Genomic DNA, 25586 nt, shown 5'->3' with positions numbered 1-25586 from the left:
CGCATTTGACGAGACAATCGTCAGGGCTCAAGGAAGTGTGAAGGAGCGTGAAGATATTGCAATCCAGCAAAAGAAAAAGATTGTTCGGACTCCTGCTCGTCTTCTTCGTTTGTATGGTAAGTTTGTCTCCGCCTTTTCAAAGCTTTGCCTCCTTCCCCCAGGAACTTCGCTTATTCAGCGGGCAGGGGAAGCAGCTCCAACTAACAATGCCGGTCAACGCCCAAGTCACGGTAAAAGATACGGATATTGTAAAGGTTAACGGCAATGCCAAGCACTCATTTCAAGTTAATTTGAAAGAACCCATCTCTTTGCAATCCGATCACTCTGGGCAAACAGAAATGAAGCTCAAGCTGTTCGGTGCAATCCCCATCAAGACCGTTAAAGTCAATGTCGTACCGGATTTGAAAGTCATCCCAGGTGGTCAAACAATCGGTGTGAAAATTAAGTCTGCCGGTATTTTGGTCGTAGGTCATCATTTAGTAACTGTTGCCCAAGACCAAAAAGTTTCACCTGGTGAAGAAGCGAAAATTCAAGTAGGTGATTTAATTACTAAGATCAATGGCAAAGATTCCAAGGATGTTAGTAAGGTTGCTGATCTTGTAGCCAAATCCGGAGAAAGCAAAACACCGCTGGAGCTAAAAATCCTTCGTAACAATGAAGAGATTATGGTTAAGCTGCAGCCTGTCTATGACGTCGTAGATAAGTCCTATCGCTTAGGTTTGTACATTCGGGACTCAGCTGCGGGTGTTGGTACTCTAACCTTCTACGCACCGGATCAAGGCGTGTACGGGGCACTGGGACATGTGATCACCGATATGGATACCCAAACGCCAATCATCGTTGGTGACGGCGATATTGTGTACTCTAATGTGACCTCAATTTCTAAGAGCCATAATGGAGATCCTGGCGAGAAACATGCTACCTTGTACAAAGATAGTAAAGTCATTGGTAATATCGAAAGAAACACGGCATTCGGTATTTTTGGCAAAATGTATGCTGCTCCTGACCACAGCTTGGATAAAGAACCCATACCTGTTGCTTTCGCTGAAGAAGTGAAAGAAGGCCCTGCTCAAATTTATACAGTTGTGGAAGGACAGAAGGTCGAGAAATTTGACATTCAAGTAGTCCATGTATCTAAACAAGACATTCCAGGAACCAAAGGAATGGTCATCAAAATCACGGATCCGCGATTGTTAGATAAGACTGGCGGTATTGTGCAAGGGATGAGCGGCAGCCCTATTATCCAGAATGGCAAGTTAATCGGAGCTGTTACTCACGTATTTGTGAATGATCCAACAAGTGGTTACGGTTGTTTTATCGAGTGGATGCTTCAGGACTCAGGTATTATCCTTAGACCTTCTTCAGGAGCCTCTTACAAAGAATCAAAGGCGAGCTAGAAGCCTTTGATTCTTTATTTTATTTTAACCTCATTCTACAAGGAAAAACATAGTTTTCTGTGAATTTGTCGAAAAATGTTGGATATAGAAGATAAATATATTATTATATAAGAAAGTGAATTAAAAGAAAAGAAAAATAATATTCGACAGAAGGAATTTAAGTTGGGGTGTCGAATACCTTTACTTAAGAGAGAATTACCAACTTGTTGAGTAGCTAAAGGAGGATTTTAAGTTGCAAAAAATTCAAGTGTTACTAGCAGATGACAACCGTGAGTTTACCCATTTATTATCAGAGTTCATTGGTGAGCAAGAGGATATGGAAATTGTGGGAGTGGCGTACAACGGTAACGAAGTTCTTCGGTTTCTAGAACAACAACGTGAATTACCGGATGTACTCATTTTAGATATTATTATGCCTCACTTAGATGGCTTGGGTGTACTTGAAAAAATGCGTGAGATGAATCTTCCCACACAACCGAAAATCATCATGCTAACTGCATTTGGGCAAGAAAATATCACTCAAAAAGCTGTGCAACTTGGAGCCTCTTACTACATTCTCAAGCCTTTTGATATGGAAACATTAACGAATCGTATTCGCCAGCTTGTTGGTAACAATCAAACATCCGCAACCACTTCCACATCACGTGCAAATATCGTACATATGCCTAAAGGTAAAAACTTAGATGCTAATATCACCAGCATCATACATGAAATCGGCGTTCCTGCGCATATTAAAGGATATCAATATCTTCGCGAAGCGATTACGATGGTTTACAATAATATCGAAATCCTTGGTGCGATCACCAAAACATTGTACCCAGCTATTGCAGAGAAGTACAAGACTACACCTAGCCGCGTTGAGCGTGCCATTCGTCATGCGATTGAAGTTGCTTGGACGCGCGGCAACATTGACTCCATCTCGTTTATCTTCGGATATACAATCAACATCTCGAAATCGAAACCGACCAATTCAGAATTTATTGCGATGGTTGCTGATAAGCTCCGCATCGAGCATAAGGTTTCTTGAGAGGGTTAGAATCTTTGTAATGTTTCGGAGGTCATCAGAATGAAATATGAGCTCGGTCGCTGCCTGCTTAGTGAGCGATTACTTGAATCCAACATGACTGCCTTTGATCTTGCTCGAACTTTGCTTTACAAGCCAGAGCGGATTACCGACTTTGTTGAAAACAAAAGAATCATGCCGCTTAAGTCTGCTATATCAATCGCTGACACCTTAGGGTGTGATGTGAATGATTTGTATGAATTAGTCGCGATCGAGTCTAACGTGTTAAATTGATGGCTGTAAGACTATATATCAAAAAGAGGGCGCTCCAATCCAGAGCGTTCTTTTTTATTTTATCAAACTTTCAATGTACTTTTCATATAAAAAATGGACCTTATCGTTGCAGGGGAATGTCAGAAAGACTACCTATGAGGATAGGTAGCCTTTCTGTATTTGTTTTCAAATTACCAAACAAAAGCGCTAGTGATGATAACCAATAAAATGAACAGTACCAAGATTGCTGCTGAAGAAGTATAACCTACGCCAGTTCCACAACTCATTCGAATCAACCTCCAACTGAAAGTGGTTTGTGTTTCGAGATAGCTTATGACTATTTTGGAGGAATGTTTGGGCGAATCGACTGATTGTGCTTTTGTCCCTATTTTTGAAAAAAATTGCGACTTTCATCAGGGTAGTTAATCAAATCTTGGAACCATACGGTGCGGATTTACGTTAATACATCTAGTTGTAAAAAGACTATTCCAATAAGCTTAACCTGGAGGCGGAAGAGAAGTTGTTACTTATTTTGACGAGTATTGTAGTGGGCATTGTGTGCTTTATTGTTCTTTTTATGAATGTTTATCCTGTATTTGGACGGAGACCCTCGAAGGAGAAGACCCAGGCTTTCTCTCGATCCCCTCAGTATTTGAATGGGAAATTCCAAAATCCTGTCCCGACCATGATGAATATGGGCATTGGGAATACGGTCGGGATCTTGCTAGATTTTGCGAAAAGCAGTCCTAATCGACGTCCAATGACGCCATTAGCGATGGAAACACCTAATTTGACCAAGGATATGGAAACGAAAGTGACCTGGTTTGGTCATTCGGCCTCCTTGCTAACGATCGATGGAAAAGCCCTATTATTAGATCCCATGTTCGGCAAAGCTCCTTCGCCGTTTCCATGGTTCGGGAAGGGAAGATATAGCGGTGGATTGCCTTTTGAAATTGCGCAGCTGCCCGTGATTGATGCCGTCATTTTGTCACATGACCATTATGATCATTTGGATTATGGATCGATCATGAAAATAAAGCATAAAGTGAATAAGTTTTTTGTCCCGCTTGGGGTTGGCGGTCATCTGATCAGATGGGGTGTGCAGCCAGAGAAGATCGAAGAGTATGATTGGTGGGATGAGTTTGCGTTTGAAGGTTTAGCGTTGGCCTGTACGCCAGCTATACACTTTTCGGGGAGAAGCATGACAGATCGTGGTGCATCCCTTTGGTGTTCGTGGGTGATCAAAGGAAGACAATCCAAGATCTTCTTCAGTGGTGATAGTGGGTATTCCCCTCATTTCAAAGAAATTGGGCTAAAATATGGTCCGTTCGATCTTACTCTGATGGAGTGTGGTCAATACGATGATCGCTGGTCTGATATTCATATGATGCCGGAAGAAACGGTGAAAGCCCATATGGATGTGAATGGTAAGCTGATGATTCCGATACATTGGGGGGCGTTCACGCTGGCTTTACATGATTGGACAGATCCGGTAGAGCGTGCCACAAGGGCAGCGCATGCTAACAAAGTGTCAATTGTCACACCGAAAATAGGTCAAACGGTCACCGTTGATGCTGCGGATTATCCGATAGAAACTTGGTGGAAGTAGAGGAGTCAATGCCGATTATACGTCAGGAGTTACTTATTCATGCACCTATTGAAGTGTGTTTTGATTTGGCAAGGAGTATAGATATCCATGCAGAATCAACCTCTCATACGAAGGAAAGAGCGTTAGCAGGCAGGACTCAGGGTTTGATTGAGCGTGGCGAAACAGTGACTTGGGAAGCTTATCACTTAGGTATTAAGCAGCAATTGACTGCCCAGATTACAGAGATGGAGAAGCCACATTACTTTGTGGATGAAATGGTAAGAGGGGCGTTCAAGCGATTTCGTCATACTCATGAGTTTGTAACTGTAGAACAAGGAACTTTGATGATAGATACGTTCGATTACACCTCGCCATTTGGAGGATTGGGGAAGCTTGTCGATCATTTGTTTTTAGCAAAATATATGACTCAATTTCTTGAAAAGCGCAATAATTACGTGAAGATGATAGCCGAAGAGACAGCCGAGTCTGCAAGGTCATCTAGGTGAGAACTGGATACTAAGACGGCCACATGGTATTATGGATAAGGTTGGTAGGTCGAAGTGATCAGGAGAGAAGAAGAATCTATGGTTGAACAAAAAAGTGAACGAAAATTTCATTTTCTGGGTGTATTGCTTGGCATAGCGGTTGATAATTTGGGGACTTTGATATCGACTTCGTTAATTGGCGGTATATATTTTGCTAATCGCCCAGTGGATGAGCATGATGTTAGTGTTATATATTCGAATGTAGGCCTGATGCTTTTGCTTCTGGTAGTTGGTTTGTTCTGGTCGTTTCTTGGCGGATTCATCGCCGCTAAGGTTGCAAAGCGTGCCGAATATTTCAATGCGGCCATTATTGGTGTCATAGGCGCTGCAATCGGATTTGATTCCATGTTAACCAATCATAGCATTCCGTTATGGTATGAGCTGCTTGGTTTTGTCGTCATTGTACCGGTTTCACTATTAGGCGGATTCGTGGCTTTGAAGCGGAAAAAAGCCCCATTAAAATGAAATGTTGGATCGTAAAAAAGAGACTCGGTGATGTCGATCACCGGGTCTCTTGGTGTTATTGGCACATTTAACTAGTTGTAGTCGGCATGTGAGCGAGCATGGTTGCTTTTACTTTGCCGATCGTTTCTTGTAAATTCATATTCTCAAAAACATGCTCACAATCCTTGCGGTAGGAGACTTCCTCTATGTAGTGGTTCATGTAGTGGTCAATGACGTCCGTTGGCGTGTTTCGAGCAAGCATGCGTTCCATGATCGTTTGTTTATTGACATAGATGAACAAGCGGATCGCTCTTTCTCCAAATGTATACTTGAAACGGTTAGCTGCATAACGATTCACAATGACATAGATAAGTCCGTCTTTGCGAAGCGCTTCATCGATGTCCGCTTTCTTAATTCCATAGAAATTCCCGTCAATTTCAACAGTTTGAAAAAATTCACCTGCAATGTCACTGTCAATGAACGCTTTGCGCGAGATGAAATTATAATCCTTCCCGTTGATTTCTTTGGGTCTAGGTGTTCGAGTTGTGTAGGAGACGACAGATGAGAAACCAAGCTCTTTGGCAATGTGATGGGCAATTGTTTTACGACCAGAACCGCTAGTGCCCGTAAAGACAAAGACCAATCCATTCGTTTCATGACTGCTCATATCAATTCCTCCTTCATATAATGAAAGCGATATCTTGATAGATTCATTATAGTACGAAAATTCTGAAAATTAAAGAAATACTTTCTTGTTTTGATAGGAATCAAAGGGTAAAAATACGTTATAATAGATAGCATCACTTCGTTTAATGGAAAGGAAGCTAACTATGCCTAAATATGCGAATTTGAGTGCGGAAGCAACGGAATTTTTACGTCAAAAAACGGGAAGCAATCACTTAGAGTGCTATACTTATATTGACCCGGAGCGTGGGGAGGATAGTTTTTTTATCGTTAAAACGATCAACAAGGTCATTCAAGTTTCTTTTGCTGAAGTGACCTATGATCCAAGCAGTTACCAGAGTTTGATGGAAGGACTCTACCAGGCTATCTATGAATAAATACGTGACAACCCTATCGATAGATGGTAGGATGATCGTAATTGCATATCAAAGGAATTAGGTGCCATAGATCCATTCGGGTGTATGGTTAAAAGGGAAGACCGGTGAAATACCGGCACGGACCCGCCACTGTGAACATCGCCGTTTATTCGGTAACTCCTTGCAGCATGCCACTGGGTGACAAACCTGGGAAGGTGCAAGGGGATGATGAAGTCAGGAGACCTGCCTAATTCAACAACACAATAACCCTACGAGGAATTAGGGAGTGTTAGAGAGCGGTTACTTCTGGTTTTTTTAACTGTTGTAATTTAACAAGCATTTCTAACATGACTTATGTTAGGGATGCTTTTTTTGTTTGTGTAATTCTGGGGAAGGGTGATACAAATTGTCAGGAAAACTGCTCATAATCGGCTTTGGACCGGGGAGTTTTGAACATATTACGAAGCGTGCACGGGAAGCGATACAGGAAAGTGAAGTTATCATTGGATATAACACCTATGTGGATCTTATCGCAGGTCTATTAAGCGAACAGCAAGTCGTTCGTACTGGCATGACGGAAGAAGTGAGTCGTGCGCAAGAGGCTGTGCGGCAAGCCAAGCAGGGTAAGAAAGTTGCTGTTATTTCCAGTGGAGACTCCGGTGTGTATGGGATGGCCGGTCTTGTTTATGAGGTTTTGATGGAACAAGGCTGGACTCAGCATGAAGGCGTTCAAGTGGAAGTGATTCCTGGCATTTCAGCTGTTCATTCGGCTGGTTCTCTGCTGGGGGCACCCATAATGCATGATTCTTGCACCATCAGCTTGAGTGATCATCTGACGCCTTGGGAGCTGATTGCGAAGCGGGTTGAGGCTGCGGGTATGGCTGATTTCGTCATTGCTCTCTATAACCCGCGAAGCGGTAGACGGACCAGACAAATCGTGGAAACGCAGCGCATTCTCCTAAAGCATCGTTCTCCTTTAACACCCGTTGGGATTGTAAAAAGCGCGTATCGAGATCGCGAGCATGTTGTTGTGACGACGCTTGCTGATATGTTGAATCATGATATTGGCATGTTAACGACCATTATTATTGGAAATTCCGCAACCAAGCTGTATGACGGTCTCATGATTACACCGCGCGGTTATCAGCGGAAATACACATTAGGGGCTGAAACACAGCCGCTTAAACCACACCAAAGGTTGAAATCCGAGGCTGAGCCGTGGGCTTTGGAACAATTGGATGAGCAGATCTTTGATGAATCCATGGAGGAGTTCGATGAAGAAGATGAATTCATGGATGATGAGGTAACTGAAAATAAAGAAACTTCCCAGCTGAAATCATCGCCTAATTTATCTCCTAGCAACTCCTTACAACTTGCAATGGAAGCCTTGCAGCTAGTATCCAAAGGGACTGAAGAGGTGTCTTTTGAATTTGACAATAAGCTGACTGCGACCCAATCTATCTTTGAGTTTGCCGTAAGTCCCGGTATCGCGAATAAAAAGTTAACAGCTGCCCAGTTGTGTGCGTTAGGCGAGATTGTTGGAGATCGTGGAGATATTGAATATTCACCGCATCATCAACTGATTGTTCGTGTGCAAACCAATAACCCTAACCAGATTACATCCGAATTAAGTGCGCTTGGTTTATTGTTATCTCCGATTGGTGATGTTGCCCAAATCAAAGCATGCGACTTTTGTAATTTGGAAAAAGGCGAATCTATTCCATATGCGGAAGCCATCCACCATCGTATTGGCAATCTAGAGGTACCTAAAGAGTTGAAAATTGGTTTCAACGGGTGTGGAATGGCTTGTTATGGGGCAGTTCAGCAAGATATCGGCATCGTCTACCGCAAAGAGAAATTTGATCTTTTTCTTGGCGGAAAAACAGTTGGTCGAAATGCACATGCGGCTCAACCCGTTGCAGAAGGAATTGCACCCGAGGAGCTTGTCGATTTAGTTGGCAGGATCGTGGAACGTTACCAAAAAGAAGGACATCCGAACGAACGGTTTCATAAATTTTTCAAGCGTGTCAAAGAAATTGAAGGCTACCGTCATCAAGAAATGGTAGGTTTCGTTATCGAAAATGCCATTTGCGGCGATTAAAATGAGGGGGAAATAAAGGATGAATGCTGTTTTATTTGTGGGTCATGGGAGTCGGGAAGAAGGCGGGAATGAGGAAGTTCGTCTCTTTGTTTCAGAAATTGCGAGTAAGATGAAAGAACAAATTGTGGAAACATGTTTCCTGGAATTTGTTCAACCAACGATTATGCAAGGAATTGACCGCTGTGTAGAATTAGGGGCAACTCACATTGTGGTCATTCCGATTATTTTATTTGCGGCTGGGCATGCCAAAATTCATATCCCGTCTTCTATTGATGACGCGAAAATAAAATATCCTTTGGTGAAGTTTACATACGGCAGGCCTATTGGGGTGCATGAACAAATTCTGGATATTTTATCCTCCAGGGTAGAAGATCTCGGAGTTCAATTGAAAGAGGTTTTAGATGAAACAGCTTTACTTATTGTTGGACGTGGAAGCAGTGATGCAGACGCGAATAGCGATCTGTTTAAAATCTCTCGCTTATTCTGGGAGAAGCTTCAGGTGAAGTGGGTGGAAACAGCTTTTATCGGAGTTACAGCACCTCTGATGGATGCTGGGATTGAGCGTTGTTTGCTGCTTGGCGCAAAGAAGGTCATCATTTTGCCTTATTTCCTGTTCACGGGTGTTTTGATTCAACGAATGGAACAAATGGTTCAAGGATATCGGGAAACGTATCCGGATAAACAATTCCAAATGGCTCCTTATTTTGGCTTCCATCCACTGCTTCAAGAGATTTTGATTGGACGCGCACAGGAAGCGCTTCAGGATGAAGTGAAGATGAACTGTGACATGTGCCAATATCGTCTTGAGGCGATGAAGCATATCGATCATCATCACCATCATGATCATGACGACCATCACCACCAGGATCACGATCACGATCATGACCACGATCATCACGATCATCACGCCCATGATCATGACCATGCTCATTCAAGAGGTGACAAACGATGATTCTCGTTCTTGCAGGTACGAGTGACGCGAGGGAGCTGGCGTTAGGAATTCGCGCGTCAGGTTATGCAGTGCTCACAACGGTTGTGACCGAAAGCGCAGCGAAGAGCATGGAAGCGGAAGGGCTTCCGGTACTCACAGGTCGCCTGACTGCGGAAAACATGAACCAGCTAATTCAAGATAAAGGCTTTCGCATGGTTGTCGATGCGACCCACCCTTTTGCGGAGGAAGCGTCCAAGAATGCGATAGCGGCTGCTAAGCTGGCAGCAGTACCATATGTGCGTTTCGAACGTCAAAGCTTGTCCATCGAGCAAAGTGCGCTTGTTACGACGGTTGATGATTATAAACAGGCTGCAGAGTTAGCAGCTGAGAAGCGTGGCAGCATTATGCTGACAACCGGGAGCAAAACGTTGAAGATTTTTGCTGATCGTCTCATTGGGCTTCCTGATACGAGGCTCATTGCGCGGATGCTTCCGCGCCAAGATAATATGGAGAAATGCGAAGAACTGGGTATTGAGCAGAAAAATATAGTGGCTATGCAGGGCCCTTTTTCCAAAGAGTTAAATAAAGCTCTTTATGACCATTACAAAGTGACCTTGATGATAACAAAAGAAAGCGGGAAAGTCGGTGCTGTGGATGAGAAGCTCGAAGCCGCGCTGGAAATGGGTATTCCGAGTATTGTGATCGGTAGACCGGAACTGGAATATGGTACGCATTATTCTGACTTTGAAGGCGTTATCCAATTTATAAACGATAGCATTCATAAGGAGGGCTAAATAGGATGGATTTTCATACGGATTTTAAACCTTTAACGGTACAACCACAAGAAATTGAAGAGAAAAGCTTTGAGATGATTACAGAGGAATTAGGCGAGCATACGTTTACACCGGAGCAATATCCGGTTGTTCAGCGTGTGATTCATGCTTCTGCGGACTTTGAATTAGGACGCAGTCTTGTCTTTCATCCGAGGGCAATCGAAGCGGGTATTGCTGCCATTCGAGCTGGTAAACTCGTTGTAGCCGACGTTCAGATGGTGCAAGTCGGTATCAGTAAACCGCGTATCGAGCAATTCGGCGGCGATGTGAGAGTGTATATTTCGGACAAGGATGTCATGGAGGAAGCCAAGCGTCTGAACACGACACGGGCGATTATTTCCATTCGCAAAGCGATCAAGGAAGCAGATGGCGCCATCTATGCGATTGGGAATGCACCGACAGCTCTGCTGGAATTGATTCGTCTCGTCAAAGAAGGAATCGCGAAGCCGGGGCTCATCGTCGGTGTGCCTGTTGGCTTCGTTTCCGCAGCGGAATCGAAGGATGAACTGGCCAAGCTGGACATTCCGTTCATCACGAACATTGGCCGCAAAGGCGGAAGTCCGGTTGCCGTCGCAGCCGTCAACGCGCTGTCCATCATGGCGGCGCGCAAGGAGTAGCGCCTATGGAGGAAGTACCGGGCAAGCCGCTGCGCCACGGCTACACCACCGGCTCCTGCGCAACCGCAGGAGCCAAAGCAGCACTAGTGGCGCTCATCGAGCAAGCGCCGCAAACGCACGTGCACATCCGTATCCCCATTGGAGAGACGGTTGAATTTGCCCTGCACAGCTGCGCATTCACGCAGCTGTGGGGTGAGGCCGCCGTCATCAAGGACGGCGGCGATGATCCCGATGCGACGCACGGTGCGGAGATCATCGTGCGCGTAAGCTTTCGTGCCGAGCCTGGCGTCGGCATCGATGGCGGCATTGGCGTCGGGCGCGTGACGAAGCCCGGCCTGCCGGTTGAGATCGGTCAAGCAGCGATCAACCCGGTCCCGCGGAAAATGATCCGCGATACCGTGCAGGAGGTGCTTGACCAGTACGAGATCGTGCACGGTGTAGACGTGCTCGTATCTGTGCCCGCCGGCGAAGAAATCGCCAAGAAGACGCTGAATGGGCGTCTTGGCATTCTCGGCGGCATTTCAATCCTCGGTACCCGTGGCACGGTGGTGCCATTTTCGAGTGCGGCCTACAAGGCCAGTGTCGCACAAGCGATTCGCGTTGCCGTGAAATGCGGCTGCAAGCATCTGGTACTCTCGACCGGCGGCCGAACGGAAATATTCGGGATTAACATGTATCCCGAGCTTCCGGAGGAAGCTTTTATCGAGATGGGCGATTTCGTCGGGTTTGCGCTGATGCAAGCCCAAAGACAAGGCATTCGTAAGGTAACGTTGGTCGGCATGATGGGCAAGTTCTCTAAGGTGGCACAAGGTGTGATGATGGTGCACTCGAAGAGCGCTCCGGTTGATTTTGGGTTCCTTGCGCAGGTCGCGATCGAATCGGAAGCGTCCGAAGCGCTTGTTGAAGATATCAGAGGCGCCAACACAGCCTCACAGGTTGGAGATTTAATGGCGGCTACGGGCAATTTACGTTATTTTGAACGATTGTGTGAGCGCTGCAACCTAGCTGGACTAGAAGAAGTTGCGAGAGACGGGTTTGATTTCATAGAAACCGTGATCATTTCAATGAAAGCCGAACTCTTAGGGAAATCGGCGATGGTGAAGCGGAGCGAGAATGGAGAGATGGCATACGAATGAGTAGAAGCGTGAAAGTGATTGGTGTTGGCGATAACGGACAAGGGAGCCTGCTCCCTTTATATATCAAATGGATTCATGAAAGTGAAGTGCTTGTTGGCGGCGAGCGTAATCTTGCCCTTTTTCCTGAATATACAGGCGAGAAGGTTGTCATAAAAGGCAGTTTGCCAGGGCTGATGAATAAGCTTCAGAAAGAAGATCGTTCCGTAGTTATCTTGGCTTCTGGCGACCCGCTCTTTTACGGGATTGGCGGTTATGTAGTGAAGAAGCTGGAGGGTGTACAACTGTACCCGGCAGTTAGCTCGATTCAATTGGCTTTTGCCCGCATGGGAGAAAGCTGGCACGATGCTTATATCACAAGTGTTCACGGACGGAGCATCAAGGGCTTGGCGCAGCGAATAGACGGGAAAGACAAAGTGGCCCTGCTCACGGATGAAACGAATTCACCGAGTGCGATTGCGGCTTATTTGCTTTCTTTTGGCATGACGGAATATCGGGCCTTTGTCGCTGAGAATTTGGACGGAGCCGAGGAGCGCTGTGGTTGGTACGATTTGGACCAGCTGGTCACGGAAACATTTTCACCACTCAATGTCGTTATTTTGAAAAAACAAGCCCAAGGTCCTGTATGGCCGCTTGGCATTGAAGATGATCAATTCGCCCAACGCAAACCGGATAAAGGGCTAATCACGAAAAAAGAAATTCGCGTTTTAAGTATCAGTCAATTGGCGTTACAAGTGGATAGTGTCGTATGGGATATTGGAACTTGTACAGGCTCTATAGCCATTGAGGCGGCACGCATAGCTCGTGAAGGCGCCGTATTTGCCATCGAGAAAAACGAAGACGATCTCCAAAATTGCCTGGAAAACAGCGCCAAATTTCGTGTTGATCTTACGGCCGTGCATGGCAGAGCACCAAAGGGTCTCGATACTTTTGCTGATCCGGATGCGATCTTTATTGGCGGAAGCGGTGGAGAGATGCAAGAGCTGCTTGAAATATGTGCAGCTAGACTGAAGCCGAATGGCAGAATTGTGTTGAATGCAGCGACGATAGAGACGTTATATGAGGCTGATAAGACGTTTGAGAAGGTTGGTTTCGGGGCTCAGATTTCGCTTGTACAAGTATCGCGCAGCAAGCCTATCCTACATATGAAACGATTCGACGCACTGAATCCAATCTACATCATTACAGCGCAGCGCAAGCAGACAGATATAGAGGGAGGAAAAGGTGATGAGTAATCTCGGCACACTGTATGGTTTGGGTGTTGGTCCAGGCGATCCGGAATTAATTACGGTTAAGGCTTTTCGATTGTTAAAAGAATGTCCAGTCATCGCTTACCCTAGAAAGAAGCGTGGAGCCAAGAGCTATGCGCTCGCGATTACAGAGCTGTATGTGAATACAGAGAAAAAAGAGATGATGGGGCTCACCTTTCCAATGACAAGGGATAAAGAAGCGCTTGAAATGCAGTGGACGAAGACAGTTGAAAGTGTCTGGGCTCATTTGGTCCAAGGGAAAGATGTTGCTTTCGTGACGGAAGGCGACCCGATGATTTACAGCACCTACATTCACTTGATGCGTCTTATGAACGAACGTCACCCTGAAGTAAAGGCTGTCTCTATTCCAGGGATTTCTTCGATTAACGCGTCTGCTTCCCGTTTGGGCATCCCCTTAGCGGATGGTGATGAGCAAATTGCCATAGTCCCGGCTACGGACGACTACGACAAGATGCGCAAAGCCATCGAAGAACATGATTGTGTCGTGTTCATTAAAGTCGCTAAAGTAATTGATTTGATGCTATCCGTGCTTCGCGATCTCGGACTTGTTAATAAGGCATCCGTTCTAACCAAAGTCACTTCTTCGGAGGAAGAGGTTTGGCGTAATGTGGAAGAGCTGCAAGGACGTAAATTGGAATATTTAACCTTGATGGTGGTGAGAAAATAGATGAAACTCTATATTATTGGTGCGGGACCAGGCGATCCGGATTTGATCACGGTGAAAGGATTGAAGCTTCTTCAGCAAGCAGACGTAGTCATGTATACAGACTCGTTAGTGAATGATGAATTGATTGCCAAGGCAAAGCCTGAAGCAGAAGTATTGAAAAGCTCCGGCATGGAGCTGGTTGAAATGGTGGGCATCATCGTCGATCGCCTTAAACAAGGGAAGATGGTCGTGCGCGTGCATACCGGAGATCCAGCCATGTTCGGTGCAACGATGGAGCAAATCGCTTTGCTGCGTAAAGAGGAGATCGGCTACGAAATCGTTCCAGGCGTAAGCTCGGTCTTCGCCTCTGCTGCAGCGGTTGGGGCAGAATTGACGATTCCCGACCTTACCCAAACGGTTATTCTAACTCGAGCCGAAGGCCGTACACCTGTGCCGGAGCTTGAGAAATTGCGTGATCTTGCCGCACATCATTGTACAATTGCTTTGTTTCTGAGCGCGACTTTAATCAAGAAAGTCGTTAGCGAGTTTATCGAGGCGGGGTGGAGCGAGGAGACACCTGTTGCGGTTGTTCAGCGTGCTACTTGGCCGGATCAGCTCATTGTTCGCACAACGGTAGGAAAGCTGGAAGAGGATATGCGGAGCCATGGTATCCGTTCACACGCGATGATTTTGGCAGGCTGGGCGCTGGATCCAGAAATTCACGGCAAAGAGGAGTATCGCTCCAAGTTGTACGATAAATCATTTACACACCGCTTCCGCAGAGGTGTTAAGCCATGACGATTAGTCTTCAAGAGGGAGTCATTCCTGTTATACGACAACAAAATGACTATGCGATCGTAGCTATTACGAAGCATGGTGTCGAGATTGCACGCAAGCTGAATGAACAAATGAGCGGCACGGATGTCTATTACATGAGCAAGTTTGTCAAAGGTGATGAAGAGCAGCGCTCGATACAAATGTTCGAGGGTAGTGTTCGTTTATTATTTCCTGCGCTATTTCCCGCATACCAAGGACTTATTATCATCATTTCCCTAGGCGCCGTCGTGCGAATGATCGCTCCCTTACTTCAGGATAAGAAGAAAGATCCTGGTGTTGTTGTTATTGATGATAATGGGGAGCATGTCATCAGCGTGCTTTCTGGGCATTTGGGTGGTGCTAATGAGCTAACTCATGAGGTTGCAGCTGCAATAGATGCAAGGGCTGTGATTACGACGGCATCGGATGTTCAGAAAACGATTCCTGTCGACCTCTTCGGCCGCCGTTTCGGCTGGGTTTGGGACTCGGCAGATAAACTGACCCCGGTCAGCGCAGCTGTCGTTAATGAAGAGAGAATTGCTGTTATTCAGGAATCGGGTGAACCGAATTGGTGGACGCATGAGCGACCTATACCCGCCAATATTAGGCGGTTCACATCGATTTCGGATGGTCGAGCAAGTGAGCCGAATGCGGTGCTGCTCATCACTCATCGTCTTCTGGGACCAGAGGAGGAAAGCATTCTAACTAACGGTGTGCTGTACAGGCCGAAAGTTATCATTCTCGGAATAGGCTGTAACCGCGGTACTTCAGCTGAAGAAATTGAACAAGTCATTCAAGCAACACTTGAAGAATTATCATTTTCCATACGAAGTGTGAAAGCAGTATGTACGATTGATTTGAAGAAAGACGAAGCAGGCTTACTAGAGGTTACTCGTAATCACGGCTGGGAGTTCATCACCTACACACCCGAAGAATTGAACACGGTGACCGTTGAGGCTCCCTCTGAGACTGTTTATCAGTTTACAGGAGCGTATGCGGTAAGTGAGCCGACTGTTAAGCTGTATACGGGCCAAGACAAACTAGCATTAGTTAAGAAAAAATCAGGAAATGTCACGATTTCTGTGGGATTGCTCGACTTTTCCGCTGGAGCTCCATTGCAGCGAGGTGCCTTGTGATGGATCGGCGGATTGTCATTGCAGGCACCGGCAGTGGTGTAGGGAAGACTACCTTGACCATCGGTATAATGGCTGCTTTACAGAAACGAGGACTATCGGTTCAGGGATTTAAGTGCGGTCCCGATTATATTGATCCAACCTATCATTCGGCGGTAACGGGCAGGCCTTCACGCAACTTGGATTCATGGATGACTGGGCGTGAAGCGGTGAAGGAAATATTTGAACGAGGAAGCCAAGGGTCAGATATTTCGATTATCGAAGGTGTTATGGGGATGTTTGATGGCAAAAATCCGCTGACCGATGAAGGCAGTACTGCGGATATAGGTCGTATTCTAGGTGCTCCGATCGTGTTAATTGTTAACATTGCCAGCATGGCAAGAAGCGCCGCTGCGATCGTGAAAGGCTTTCAGCAGTTTGGTCAAGGCGATAACATTGTAGGTGTTATTGCCAATCGAGCGGGCAGCGAAGGGCATTATAAAATGGTAAAGCAAGCTATCGAGCAGGAATGCGGTATCCCTGTTCTTGGATATCTGCCTCGTGACGCGAACATTGAACTTCCCGAAAGGCACTTAGGTCTGGTTCCATCGATTGAGCGAGGCGAGCTCCGACCTTTTTTTGAGCTTTTGGCTGAAAAAGTGACCGCGCATATAGATTTGGACCTTTTGTTGGATTTAGCCGCGGCAGAGCCAATAGATTGTAAGCCTGTTTTATTTACAAGCAATGGTCAACTAGATGTACCTAAACGAGTTAAAATCGCGATCGCCAAAGATGCCGCATTTCACTTTTATTATCCGGAAAATCTGGAACTGTTAGAGGCGGGAGGTGCGGAATGTGTATTCTTTTCGCCGCTTGCAGGTGAACAGGTTCCTCCTGATGCAGATGGACTTTACATTGGCGGAGGGTTTCCCGAGGAATTCGCAGAGCGATTAGCTGCCGAAGAAGGGGTCAAGGCCTCTGTCCGCAGCCGAATTGAGGAAGGGATACCAACACTCGCTGAATGCGGTGGATTTATGTTCCTCACAGAACAAATTGTAGATACGACAGGAAACGAATTTCCTATGGTTGGCATGATCCCCGGAAAAGTTACCATGCAGACGAAGTTAGCAGCTTTAGGTTACCGAGAGACTATAGGTGTAAAGGAAAACTTCTTGCTGTCCGAAGGTGAACAGGCTCGCGGCCATGAATTTCATTATTCAACTTTTCAAGTTAATGAGGGTGCGGATGTGAAAGCTGCCTTTCAATCGAAGGGCAGGCTTGGAACCAAAGCAGACGGGTATCTCACCGGGAATCTTGTTGCCGGTTATACACATTTACATTTCGCATCTAATCCGAACATGGTGAGGGAATGGATTCGAGCTTGTACGCAGTATCAACAAAGCCGTAAATAACAATGAAACCCCTTAGCTGAGTTAGCTAGGGGGGTTCGTCATGCCATTATTTTATGAAGGTTAGCGCTTGATCCGCAATGGAATATTTGTATCGGTCAAGACAGTTGCAAAGGTAATCTTTGCGACAGATCGGGCAAGGTTCTTTCATCAATCTATTCAAATCAGTCACTTTGCCGATACCGGTTTCGGAATCTCTTTCGAAGAAAAGACGGCATTTGTTGCGGTCTTTCAGGGAAACAACGACTTCGAAAAGACCATTTTTTTTGTTATCACTAACTATTGTTGCATCTACTACCTGCGGATCGTATGCCATTGTAATTCCTCCTAAGAGTTTTGCTTTAGCAAAACTTTCTACGTAAGCTTAAGCATAAACTAGCATTGTCGTATAGGGATCTTTGACCTGTGATCAAAGTGTCACCTCGTTGTTTAGCTTGTGCGCATTAGTATATTATATAAATAAAAAAGATTTAATTCAATAGGAGGACCTACACTCGTGATTATGGACTATTGTGAGCAAGAAATTACGGAAGGGAAGGTACAACTCCATATTGGTCTTCAATTTGAAGATGAACCTGATTCCTTATATGTAGCTGAGTTAGAGCTTGGAGATAATGGAGTTGTAAGGGAGTGGAAGCTGTTCTTTAACGGGTTTGACTGTAACTATACCTTTCGTCCTGCGGAAAGAGAAGCGTTAGTCCGTTATGCAGCCGAACAAGGAATCACGATCCAAGAACGTTAGGAAGCATGAAAAAAGGAATCGTCACCATGTGAATGGTTCAAATTCCTTGATTTGTGTTTATGATTTTGTTTAGCTAGTAATTGTTTCAGTGTAGGCGTCGTTTTGGTTACTGGGTTGACGCCATGCCAATGCAGTCGATGGATAGCAGGATCGAGCTTGCCTTCGCGTAAACTTCGCTGGCGATTTTTTTGTGCTTGGGTTCGTGACATTAGGATTCCTCTTTTCCTCATGCAAATTTGATTGTTGTACTTATTAATTGTAAATAATCTGTTGACTAGCTGCAATGGAAAGTTTTCTTATCAATTATTTTCACTGTAATCAGAAAAGGGTGATAGGTTTGCGTATTCAAATTCAACTAGCCGTATCAGGCGAATTGGTTAAGCAGGATGTACTTGAAATAGCGGAATATAAACTTGGTGAAATGACGGATGAAGAAATCGAAAGTGCGATTGAAATAAAAATCCGTACATGGGTAGACCGCATGGTACAAGTTGAATGGGAAGTACTTGAATAACGAAGCTAGGATCGCTTGAACGTATAGAGCTCCGAAGAGGTTAAATCCTCTTCGGAGCTCTTTGTATGCAATCTTATGTATGGTTAGTGAACGATATTGCCCACTCCTGTCTTCTGCAAGGCGTGTTCCCAGCTAGGGTAGTAATACAGGGCGTTTTTCATAAGATCAGGATGCAGCTTCTTCACATTTTTTTTGGCTAACGACTCCCCGGTGTTGTGAAGCTGTACAATGTGGCCTAACACTTCGTCTGCGCTCATGTTTAGCTCCATGGATGTTTCAACTCCTTTCCATAAGAATATAACCCAATACTTGCCATCGGATGGGGAAAATATACATAGAATATAGTGGCAAAGGATAAAATAAGTGGGCCAGGAGACGAAAGGAAAGTCGGTGTCTATCATGAATTGGCCCTCGTTGTCATTGTTTTCTTCGAAGCCGCTGCCGCTCTGCAAGGGGAAGATTAGCGTAGGGGCGATTACGAAAGTGTTGCTGCGTGATTTGCCGCCAGGCCGAATCGTTGTTTTACAGCACCGTGACCTTGATGAAGTCATTGCACAGGAACTCATCGATCATAAAGTTAAAGCAATCATTAATTGCCAACCAACAATGAGTGGCGCGTATCCGACCCAAGGCCCCCTGTTGCTGCTGCAGCAGCATATACCGATTTGGGAAGTGGAGTCGTCTGCGTTTGAAGTTTTTCAATCGAATAAGGAAATTGCGATTTATGAGGATAGGATCATCGTCGGAGATCAACATATCCCCTGTACCGCATTTACACGTGAGAATTGGATAAGCTTGCAGCAGTTTGCGAATGATCAATCGTCAAAGCTATTGGAGCAATTTATTGATAATACATTAAACTATGCAATTCGGGAGAAGCAAGCTGTTATGGAGCCGCTGCCCCCACTTCCCCTAAGGGTGAATTGCGAGGGTCAGCACGTGTTGGTTGTTTCCAGAAGGAAGGGATATAAGAAGGATTTGCTTGCCGCAAAAGCATTTATCTCAAAGGTCAAGCCGATTATGATTGGGGTTGATGGGGGAGCCGATGCACTGCTGGAATGCGGTTATCAACCGGATCTCATTGTTGGAGATATGGACAGTGTGACAGATCGAGCACTTTTGTGCGGCGCGGAATTAATTGTCCATGCCTACCCTAATGGAACAGCACCGGGAATGGCTCGAACGAACGCATTAGGGTTATTCGCGCATGTACTACCTTGCTTCGGAACCAGTGAGGATGCGGCGCTTTTACTTGCCTTTGAGCAGCGGGGGGAGTGGCTAGTTACGGTTGGCGCGCATACCCACATGATTGATTTTCTGGAGAAAGGGAGGGAAGGCATGGGAAGTACACTTCTTGTTCGGATGAAGGTAGGGTCGCGTTTGGTTGATATCAAAAGTATAGGAGCCCTGTATAAGCAGTCATATCTATGGACGAAAGAGGCAGCCACCACTGTTTTTCTTTCACTTTTCTTTATTGCTTTAGGGCTTTTTCAGCTTCACTGGATTTTGAAACGAGTTGCTCACGTGGTTTGGAATCTTGGAGGTGAAGGGTGAAGCCATGAAGCCATATCTATCCATCATTATTCCAGCTTGGAATGAAGCAAGCACGATTCCGAGTACTCTTGAACATCTTTTGAATCAAGCTGACTTCATTCGGGGGGCGGGGATGAGATACGAAATTATTGTGGTCGACGATGGCAGCGTCGATAATACATATGAGGTTGCTTGGCCTTGGGTGGACAAGCTGGTCAAGCATAATCGCCGCCTCGGCAAGGGAGCGGCGCTGCAATCAGGTGTCGCCAAGGCACGCGGCGATCTGCTGCTCTTCCTTGACGCCGACCTGCAGGCTACGGCCGGGGAGGCGCTTGTCCTCATCGAGCCGCTGCTGCGGCGCGAAGCGGACATGGCGATAGCGAAGCTGCCGCCTTCCGGCGCCAAAGCAGGCTTCGGCTTGGTCAAGGGCTTAGCCCGCCGCGGTATTCACCGGCTCAGCGGCTATAAGACCGAAGCTCCCTTATCCGGACAGCGCGCGGTGCGTGCTGATCGGCTGCGGGAGCTAGGGGGGTTCGCGCGCGGCTTCGGCGTGGAAGTCGCGCTAACGATCGATGCGGTGAGGCATGGCCTGCGCATCGTAGAGCTGGACGTGCCAATCACGCACCGGGAGACGGGGCGGGATTGGCACGGATATATGCACCGCGGCAGGCAGTTCGCCGCGGTTGGTTTGACGCTGCTAACTCGCTGGAAGGAGAGGAAGCAGGTATGGTACTCATCGGATCGATCTTCGATCTGATTGTGCTTGGAGCGGCAGGGTGGTGGATGCTGCCGCACGTAAGGCGCTTTCTGGAGGCCCATGGGCAGGTGGGGCCGAACTATCTTGGCCATACCATCCCTCGCGGGATGGGGGTTGTTCTTTGGTTGCTCTTATGGCTGCAGGAACTGGTTCTTCAGGGTGCTGCAAGGTTAGAATCTTCAGGCTTGATGGGCGAAATTTCAGGAATGAAAGAACTTAGTTCCCTTGAAATGAATCATCGGGTATTCACCCTTGCTGCTACATTTATTTTTTTATTAGGTTGGACAGATGATTTAATTGGCAGTAAAGAGGTAAAAGGTCTTAAGGGACACCTCCGGTATTGGATGGAGTCAAAGACTTTATCGATGGGAGCCGTTAAGGCGTTAGGCACTCTAACGATTGCCGCATGGCTTGTATTAACGGTCGGAAACGATCAAACCCCCATCTGGCAGATGGGGGTTGAGCTAATACTGCTCATACTGATGACGAATACCTTGAATTTGCTTGATGTTCGTCCAGGTCGCTCTTTAAAAGCATTTTTGGGTAGTTTTTGTGCGATTTTGTTCTTTGGGTTGTATTTTTTAGACTTGGACATGCGAATGTTTTTTCCAATGATCCCGGTCTGCATAGGTGGATTGCTGCTATTAAGCCTTGATATTCGTGGCTTCGGGATGCTTGGTGATGCCGGATCAAATCTGCTTGGTTTTACATTAGGTTATGGAGTCATCTTGAGCTTGCCTTGGGAGGCACAATGTGTGACTGTTGCTGTCATCGGCTTCCTTCATAAACAAGCGGAGGTGAGTTCCATCACGCAAATGATTGAACAGAATCGGTTCCTTCATTGGTTAGATCGTTTAGGCCGAACTTGAAAGTTCGGTCTATTTGCGGCGGTTAGGTTTAAATCTGGGTGCCACATAGTTTCGTTTCCGATCACGGAAAAACGTCCATCCTCCAATAAAAGCAACACCGAGGAGAAACAAAATAAGCCCAAGGATAAATTTTCCCCACAGGATATGACCGTCTGTATCGAATTGAGCGAAAAAGGCGTCCTTCATGGCAAGGAACCCATAGGTGGCTGTCAAACCGGGGATAACGAGAAGAAGAATGGCAATAAATCGATAAAATGGCGCTCTCATAGCTGCTCCTTACTTTGCGTGATACCTATTTTATATCATCATACTCTGAATCTGTTAGTGTGTCTAATTCACAAATAAGACTATGATTTGGTAACCAAAAAAGGGTAATATAATAGAGAGAAGTGTATACATATGAGGAATTAATCGCTTAATAGGGAGGAAATACATAATGAGTGAACATAGATATGATGTCGTCGTTCTTGGTGGTGGTATTGGAGGTTATACCGCTGCTATACGGGCTGCACAATTAGGAAAAACGGTGGCTGTCGTGGAAAGGGACAAGCTCGGAGGCACTTGTCTACATCAAGGCTGTATTCCAAGTAAATCTCTTCTTCGGAGTGCTGAAGTGTATGCAACAATGAAGAAAAGTGAGGAATATGGCATTGCTGCAGAGTCCATTGAAGTGAAGTTTGACAGTGTGCTTAACCGTAAACAACGAATTGTTGATCAACTGCATCAAGGATTGCAATTCCTGATGAAGAAAAATAAAATCACGGTACATTACGGCAATGGTCGCATTATTGGGCCTTCTATCTTTTCACCACGGAGTGGTGCCGTCTCTGTAGAGAAAGAAGACGGGGATATCGAAACGCTTTTATCGAGTAATTTAATCATTGCTACAGGTTCCAGACCGCGTACTTTACCAGGCTTAGAGATCGATGGTACCCATATTTTAACAAGTGAAGACGCTTTGCGTATGGAGAGCCTTCCGAAGTCCATCCTTATTGTCGGTGGCGGTGTGATTGGGGTAGAATGGGCTTCGATGCTGAGCGATTTTGGCGTAGCGGTTACCATAGTTGAGCTGGATAAACGATTGGTTAGCTTAGAAGATGCGGATATCTCCAAAGAATTGGAGCGCTTGTTTAAGAAACGCGGAATTAACTTGGTTACTGGAGCAAAAGTACTACCTGATTCCGTGAAGGTAACGGAAGGCGGTGTTTCTTTGCAAGCGGACAAGCAAGGGGAGATCGTTGAACTAACAGCTGATAAGGTGCTTGTTTCTGTTGGGCGTATCGCCAATATTGAGGGAATCGGACTTGAAAATACAGATATAAAAATCGATAAAGGTGTCGTTCGTGTGAATCGCTTTATGCAAACGACGGAATCACATATCTATGCGGTTGGCGATGTTATTGGAGGGCTCATGCTCGCGCATATGGCCGGTCATGAAGGGATATTGGCAGCTGAACATCTGGCTGGTCAAACTCCGCATGAGCTGCAAGCGCATCTCGTTTCAAGATGTACATATACAAGACCCGAGATAGCTAGTGTTGGTTGGACCGAACAGCAGGCTGTGGACCAAGGGCACAAAGTGAAAATAGGCAAATTCAGCTTCAAAGGGATCGGAAAAGCACTCGTATACGGAGATACTGATGGCTTCGTAAAGGTTATTGCTGATAGCGAAACGAATGACATTCTAGGTGTGCACATGATTGGACCGCATGTGACTAACAGTATATCCGAAGCAGCACTTGCACAGGTACTGAATGCGACACCTTGGGAAGTGGGCCAAACCATTCATCCGCATCCAACTTTGTCGGAAGCATTAGGAGAGGCGATGCTGGCTGTCGATGGGATTGCAATTAGCGGATAAAAATTGTAATCATAAACATTTGCGTTTATAATAAGCATATAGAGTCAAGTACTAGGACCAGGTAATAAATTTCACGTGGTACCTAAAATTACTAAAGGAGGCAACCTCCATGTCTATTGGTCAATTATATAAACATAGAAGTCTAGGTTTGTCTGACGACGAAGCCGTTCGTATGTATACAGTCATGAATCTTGCTGCTAAATATGATGAGCGAGCTTTCATGCTGCAGCGAGCAGGTAAAATACCATTTCATGTGTCTGGAATGGGACAATATGCCGGCCAGGTTGGGATGGCTTTTGCTATGCAAGCGCAAAAAGATTATTTCTTGCCGTATTATCGTGACTATGCATTTGTACTATCTGTAGGCATGACAGTGAAGGATTTAATGCTTGCGGTTTTTTGTAAAGCAGAAGATGTCAACAGCGGTGGAAGACAAATGGCTGGTCACTTTGGCGATAAGAAAAACCATATCGTCACAGGGTCGTCTCCTGTTACAACGCAAGTGCCGCATGCTGCAGGTATCGCGCTTGCTGCCAAAATGAAAAAGCAAGACTTCGTCACTTTTGTTTCATTCGGTGAAGGCTCCAGCAATCAAGGGGATTTCCACGAGGGCTGTAATTTCGCAGGTGTACATAAACTGCCTGTTATTTTCGTATGTGAAAATAATCAATATGCGATTTCCGTTCCTCTGCATAAACAAGTAGCAGGAAAAATCGCAGATCGTGCGTTGGGGTACGGTTTCCCAGGTATTCAAGTAGATGGCAGCGATGTATTAGAAATGTATCGGGTGATGAAGGAAGCAAGAGAAAGAGCAGTTCGTGGCGAAGGTCCAACGCTCATCGAAATGATGTCATATCGCCTCATGCCTCATTCAACTTCGGATGATGACATGCTTTACCGGACAAAAGAAGAAGTTGAACAGAACCGTCAAAAAGACGGCATCCTTAAATTCAAAGAATATTTAATGGAATGCGGACTATGGAGTGAAGATCAAGATCGCGACCTTCAGGAACGGCAAAAGCAAGAGATTAACGAAGCTACCAAGTATGCGGATCTCGCGCCTTATCCGAAACCGGAAGATACGCTCCTTCATGTTTACGCGGAAGGAGATGTGCAATAAATTATGGCTGTCATTACATATTTGGAAGCAATCCGCTCTGCTATGCAGGAGGAAATGCAGCAGGATGATAACGTCTTCGTACTCGGTGAAGATGTTGGTAAAGGTGGTGTCTTGAACACGACCAAAGGGCTGCGTGATTTGTTTGGTGAAGAGCGTGTTCTAGACACGCCGTTAGCGGAGTCTGCCATTGTAGGCGTGGCAATTGGCGCGGCGATGTACGGGATGAAACCGATCGCCGAAATTCAATTTGCTGATTTCATCTTCCCGGCAACGAATCAAATTCTTAGCGAAGCGGCGAAGATTCGCTATCGTTCCAATAATGACTGGACATGCCCGATCGTTATTCGTGCTCCCTATGGGGCGACCGGTGCAGGTGCCTTATACCACTCCCAATGTCCGGAATCTGTTTTCTTCGGCACGCCGGGTGTTAAGATCGTAGCGCCTTCGAATCCATATGATGCTAAGGGGTTGTTGAAGGCAGCCATCAGAGACGCAGATCCTGTGTTATTCTTCGAGCATAAGAAGTGCTATCTGGCGCTATCTGCGGACGTTCCAGATGACGATTATATCGTGCCGATCGGCAAGGCTGACATCAAACGCCAGGGCACAGACATTACAGTCATCGCCTACGGTATGGTTGTCAATTATGCATTACAGGCAGCTGAAGAGCTTGCGAAGGAAGGCATTTCCGCACACGTACTTGACCTGCGCTCCTTACAGCCGCTTGACAAAGAGGCTATTTTGGAAGCTGCTAGAAAGACGGGCAAAGTGCTCATCGCTCATGAAGACAACAAAACAGGCGGTGTTGGTGCTGAAGTTTCAGCGATTATCGCCGAAGAAATGCTTTTTGAACTCGATGCGCCTATCGCAAGACTTTGCGGTCCAGACGTTCCAGCGGTTGGCAGCAATCCACCCATGGAGAAATTTTTCTTGCTTAACCCAGATAAGCTGAAGGATGCCATGCTCAAGTTGGCTATGTTCTAATATACAAATCTAAATTCCTTTCATTGATCATTTCCTGAACAATAAGC

General features: G+C 45.9%; 31 protein-coding genes and 1 riboswitch. Of the genes, 25 read left to right on the top strand and 6 right to left on the bottom strand.

What is annotated here, in order from left to right:
* Positions 1 to 56: 56 nt before the first annotated feature.
* The 3 genes from spoIVB (at position 57) to NYR53_RS21395 (ending at position 2694) form a co-directional block, all read left to right on the top strand.
* Positions 57 to 1397 carry a SpoIVB peptidase gene (spoIVB, locus tag NYR53_RS21405; protein WP_261306468.1) on the top strand — a complete coding sequence of 447 codons (1341 nt, stop codon included), beginning with the start codon at positions 57 to 59 and terminating at the stop codon, positions 1395 to 1397.
* 232 nt (positions 1398 to 1629) lie between these two features.
* Entirely contained in the window at positions 1630 to 2424 is a 795-nt protein-coding gene (spo0A, locus tag NYR53_RS21400) for a sporulation transcription factor Spo0A (protein ID WP_261301203.1), read from the top strand.
* A gap of 39 nt (positions 2425 to 2463) precedes the next feature.
* Positions 2464 to 2694 carry a helix-turn-helix domain-containing protein gene (locus tag NYR53_RS21395; RefSeq protein ID WP_261301202.1) on the top strand — a complete coding sequence of 77 codons (231 nt, stop codon included), beginning with the start codon at positions 2464 to 2466 and terminating at the stop codon, positions 2692 to 2694.
* A gap of 170 nt (positions 2695 to 2864) precedes the next feature.
* Here the strand turns inward: NYR53_RS21395 and NYR53_RS21390 are convergent, their stop codons facing one another.
* On the bottom strand, positions 2865 to 2960 hold the full coding sequence (locus NYR53_RS21390; RefSeq protein WP_082615175.1) for a YjcZ family sporulation protein: 96 nt from the start codon (positions 2958 to 2960) through the stop codon (positions 2865 to 2867).
* A 365-nt stretch (positions 2961 to 3325) separates the two neighbouring features.
* Between NYR53_RS21390 and NYR53_RS21385 the strand changes: the two genes are divergently transcribed.
* The 3 genes from NYR53_RS21385 to NYR53_RS21375 all read left to right on the top strand — a co-directional run bounded on the left by NYR53_RS21385 (position 3326) and on the right by NYR53_RS21375 (position 5271).
* The gene (locus NYR53_RS21385) at positions 3326 to 4282 is read left to right on the top strand and encodes an MBL fold metallo-hydrolase (protein ID WP_261301201.1); all 957 of its coding nucleotides are present in this window, start codon (positions 3326 to 3328) and stop codon (positions 4280 to 4282) included.
* A gap of 8 nt (positions 4283 to 4290) precedes the next feature.
* Complete coding sequence (locus tag NYR53_RS21380) at positions 4291 to 4767, top strand: SRPBCC family protein (RefSeq protein WP_261306467.1); 477 nt, start codon at positions 4291 to 4293, stop codon at positions 4765 to 4767.
* A 78-nt stretch (positions 4768 to 4845) separates the two neighbouring features.
* Positions 4846 to 5271 (top strand): hypothetical protein, encoded by a 426-nt coding sequence (locus NYR53_RS21375; protein WP_261301200.1) that lies wholly within the window; start codon positions 4846 to 4848, stop codon positions 5269 to 5271.
* A 67-nt stretch (positions 5272 to 5338) separates the two neighbouring features.
* Here NYR53_RS21375 and NYR53_RS21370 read toward each other — a convergent pair whose 3' ends face one another.
* Entirely contained in the window at positions 5339 to 5917 is a 579-nt protein-coding gene (locus NYR53_RS21370) for a guanylate kinase (RefSeq protein WP_261301199.1), read from the bottom strand.
* Between the two features lie 163 nt (positions 5918 to 6080).
* On the opposite strand from NYR53_RS21370, the gene NYR53_RS21365 reads away from it, so the two are divergent.
* From NYR53_RS21365 to NYR53_RS21315, 11 genes are all read left to right on the top strand, one after another.
* Positions 6081 to 6311, top strand: coding sequence for a hypothetical protein (locus NYR53_RS21365; RefSeq protein ID WP_261301198.1), 231 nt, complete (start codon positions 6081 to 6083; stop codon positions 6309 to 6311).
* Positions 6312 to 6353: 42 nt separating this feature from the next.
* Positions 6354 to 6555: riboswitch (cobalamin riboswitch) on the top strand.
* A 141-nt stretch (positions 6556 to 6696) separates the two neighbouring features.
* Positions 6697 to 8391, top strand: a complete 1695-nt coding sequence (gene cobJ, locus NYR53_RS21360; RefSeq protein ID WP_261301197.1) for a precorrin-3B C(17)-methyltransferase — start codon at positions 6697 to 6699, stop codon at positions 8389 to 8391.
* 19 nt (positions 8392 to 8410) lie between these two features.
* On the top strand, positions 8411 to 9343 hold the full coding sequence (locus NYR53_RS21355) for a sirohydrochlorin chelatase (protein WP_261301196.1): 933 nt from the start codon (positions 8411 to 8413) through the stop codon (positions 9341 to 9343).
* Positions 9340 to 10116: a precorrin-6A reductase gene (gene cobK / locus NYR53_RS21350; RefSeq protein WP_261301195.1), complete on the top strand. Its 777-nt coding sequence runs from the start codon at positions 9340 to 9342 to the stop codon at positions 10114 to 10116. The genes NYR53_RS21355 and cobK overlap by 4 nt, the downstream gene beginning before the upstream one ends.
* Positions 10117 to 10121: 5 nt before the next feature.
* A complete protein-coding gene (locus NYR53_RS21345) occupies positions 10122 to 10772 on the top strand; it encodes a precorrin-8X methylmutase (protein ID WP_029192918.1) in 651 nt (216 codons plus the stop codon).
* Positions 10773 to 10777: 5 nt separating this feature from the next.
* On the top strand, positions 10778 to 11908 hold the full coding sequence (locus NYR53_RS21340; RefSeq protein WP_261301194.1) for a cobalt-precorrin-5B (C(1))-methyltransferase: 1131 nt from the start codon (positions 10778 to 10780) through the stop codon (positions 11906 to 11908).
* Positions 11905 to 13140, top strand: coding sequence for a precorrin-6y C5,15-methyltransferase (decarboxylating) subunit CbiE (gene cbiE, locus NYR53_RS21335; protein WP_261301193.1), 1236 nt, complete (start codon positions 11905 to 11907; stop codon positions 13138 to 13140). The genes NYR53_RS21340 and cbiE overlap by 4 nt, the downstream gene beginning before the upstream one ends.
* Entirely contained in the window at positions 13133 to 13843 is a 711-nt protein-coding gene (gene cobI / locus NYR53_RS21330) for a precorrin-2 C(20)-methyltransferase (protein ID WP_261301192.1), read from the top strand. The genes cbiE and cobI overlap by 8 nt, the downstream gene beginning before the upstream one ends.
* Complete coding sequence (gene cobM / locus NYR53_RS21325; protein ID WP_261301191.1) at positions 13844 to 14620, top strand: precorrin-4 C(11)-methyltransferase; 777 nt, start codon at positions 13844 to 13846, stop codon at positions 14618 to 14620.
* On the top strand, positions 14617 to 15774 hold the full coding sequence (locus tag NYR53_RS21320; RefSeq protein ID WP_261301190.1) for a cobalt-precorrin 5A hydrolase: 1158 nt from the start codon (positions 14617 to 14619) through the stop codon (positions 15772 to 15774). Before cobM ends, NYR53_RS21320 begins: the two co-directional genes overlap by 4 nt.
* On the top strand, positions 15774 to 17162 hold the full coding sequence (locus NYR53_RS21315) for a cobyrinic acid a,c-diamide synthase CobB (protein WP_261301189.1): 1389 nt from the start codon (positions 15774 to 15776) through the stop codon (positions 17160 to 17162). The genes NYR53_RS21320 and NYR53_RS21315 overlap by 1 nt, the downstream gene beginning before the upstream one ends.
* A gap of 46 nt (positions 17163 to 17208) precedes the next feature.
* Here the strand turns inward: NYR53_RS21315 and NYR53_RS21310 are convergent, their stop codons facing one another.
* A complete protein-coding gene (locus NYR53_RS21310) occupies positions 17209 to 17475 on the bottom strand; it encodes a hypothetical protein (protein WP_029192924.1) in 267 nt (88 codons plus the stop codon).
* A 180-nt stretch (positions 17476 to 17655) separates the two neighbouring features.
* Between NYR53_RS21310 and NYR53_RS21305 the strand changes: the two genes are divergently transcribed.
* Positions 17656 to 17901, top strand: a complete 246-nt coding sequence (locus NYR53_RS21305; RefSeq protein ID WP_261301188.1) for a hypothetical protein — start codon at positions 17656 to 17658, stop codon at positions 17899 to 17901.
* On the opposite strand, the gene brfA is transcribed toward NYR53_RS21305, so the two are convergent.
* Positions 17898 to 18110 carry a ribosome rescue factor BrfA gene (gene brfA, locus NYR53_RS21300; RefSeq protein ID WP_261301187.1) on the bottom strand — a complete coding sequence of 71 codons (213 nt, stop codon included), beginning with the start codon at positions 18108 to 18110 and terminating at the stop codon, positions 17898 to 17900. The genes NYR53_RS21305 and brfA overlap by 4 nt on opposite strands.
* A gap of 119 nt (positions 18111 to 18229) precedes the next feature.
* Here brfA and NYR53_RS21295 point away from each other — a divergent pair, with 119 nt between their 5' ends.
* Positions 18230 to 18415 carry a hypothetical protein gene (locus NYR53_RS21295; protein WP_261301186.1) on the top strand — a complete coding sequence of 62 codons (186 nt, stop codon included), beginning with the start codon at positions 18230 to 18232 and terminating at the stop codon, positions 18413 to 18415.
* A gap of 83 nt (positions 18416 to 18498) precedes the next feature.
* Here NYR53_RS21295 and NYR53_RS21290 read toward each other — a convergent pair whose 3' ends face one another.
* Positions 18499 to 18684: a hypothetical protein gene (locus NYR53_RS21290; RefSeq protein WP_047674694.1), complete on the bottom strand. Its 186-nt coding sequence runs from the start codon at positions 18682 to 18684 to the stop codon at positions 18499 to 18501.
* Between the two features lie 130 nt (positions 18685 to 18814).
* Between NYR53_RS21290 and steA the strand changes: the two genes are divergently transcribed.
* From steA to NYR53_RS21275, 3 genes are read left to right on the top strand one after another with little or no spacing between them, the layout of a single operon-like run.
* On the top strand, positions 18815 to 19969 hold the full coding sequence (gene steA / locus NYR53_RS21285) for a putative cytokinetic ring protein SteA (protein ID WP_261301185.1): 1155 nt from the start codon (positions 18815 to 18817) through the stop codon (positions 19967 to 19969).
* A complete protein-coding gene (locus NYR53_RS21280; protein ID WP_261306466.1) occupies positions 19959 to 20705 on the top strand; it encodes a glycosyltransferase family 2 protein in 747 nt (248 codons plus the stop codon). The genes steA and NYR53_RS21280 overlap by 11 nt, the downstream gene beginning before the upstream one ends.
* Complete coding sequence (locus tag NYR53_RS21275; RefSeq protein ID WP_261301184.1) at positions 20591 to 21574, top strand: MraY family glycosyltransferase; 984 nt, start codon at positions 20591 to 20593, stop codon at positions 21572 to 21574. Before NYR53_RS21280 ends, NYR53_RS21275 begins: the two co-directional genes overlap by 115 nt.
* A 9-nt stretch (positions 21575 to 21583) precedes the next feature.
* On the opposite strand, the gene NYR53_RS21270 is transcribed toward NYR53_RS21275, so the two are convergent.
* Positions 21584 to 21841 carry a DUF2627 domain-containing protein gene (locus NYR53_RS21270; RefSeq protein ID WP_029192929.1) on the bottom strand — a complete coding sequence of 86 codons (258 nt, stop codon included), beginning with the start codon at positions 21839 to 21841 and terminating at the stop codon, positions 21584 to 21586.
* A 169-nt stretch (positions 21842 to 22010) separates the two neighbouring features.
* Here NYR53_RS21270 and lpdA point away from each other — a divergent pair, with 169 nt between their 5' ends.
* The 3 genes from lpdA to NYR53_RS21255 all read left to right on the top strand — a co-directional run bounded on the left by lpdA (position 22011) and on the right by NYR53_RS21255 (position 25539).
* The gene (gene lpdA / locus NYR53_RS21265; protein ID WP_261301183.1) at positions 22011 to 23435 is read left to right on the top strand and encodes a dihydrolipoyl dehydrogenase; all 1425 of its coding nucleotides are present in this window, start codon (positions 22011 to 22013) and stop codon (positions 23433 to 23435) included.
* Between the two features lie 109 nt (positions 23436 to 23544).
* Positions 23545 to 24555 (top strand): thiamine pyrophosphate-dependent dehydrogenase E1 component subunit alpha, encoded by a 1011-nt coding sequence (locus NYR53_RS21260; protein ID WP_261301182.1) that lies wholly within the window; start codon positions 23545 to 23547, stop codon positions 24553 to 24555.
* Positions 24556 to 24558: 3 nt separating this feature from the next.
* The gene (locus tag NYR53_RS21255) at positions 24559 to 25539 is read left to right on the top strand and encodes an alpha-ketoacid dehydrogenase subunit beta (RefSeq protein WP_261301181.1); all 981 of its coding nucleotides are present in this window, start codon (positions 24559 to 24561) and stop codon (positions 25537 to 25539) included.
* The last annotated feature ends 47 nt before the right edge of the window (positions 25540 to 25586 follow it).

Origin of the sequence: Paenibacillus andongensis (assembly GCF_025369935.1) — a bacterium.
Classification (GTDB): domain Bacteria; phylum Bacillota; class Bacilli; order Paenibacillales; family NBRC-103111; genus Paenibacillus_E; species Paenibacillus_E andongensis.
The sequence above is the reverse complement of the archived record's forward strand: the minus strand, read 5'-3'. Positions and strand labels throughout refer to the sequence as shown.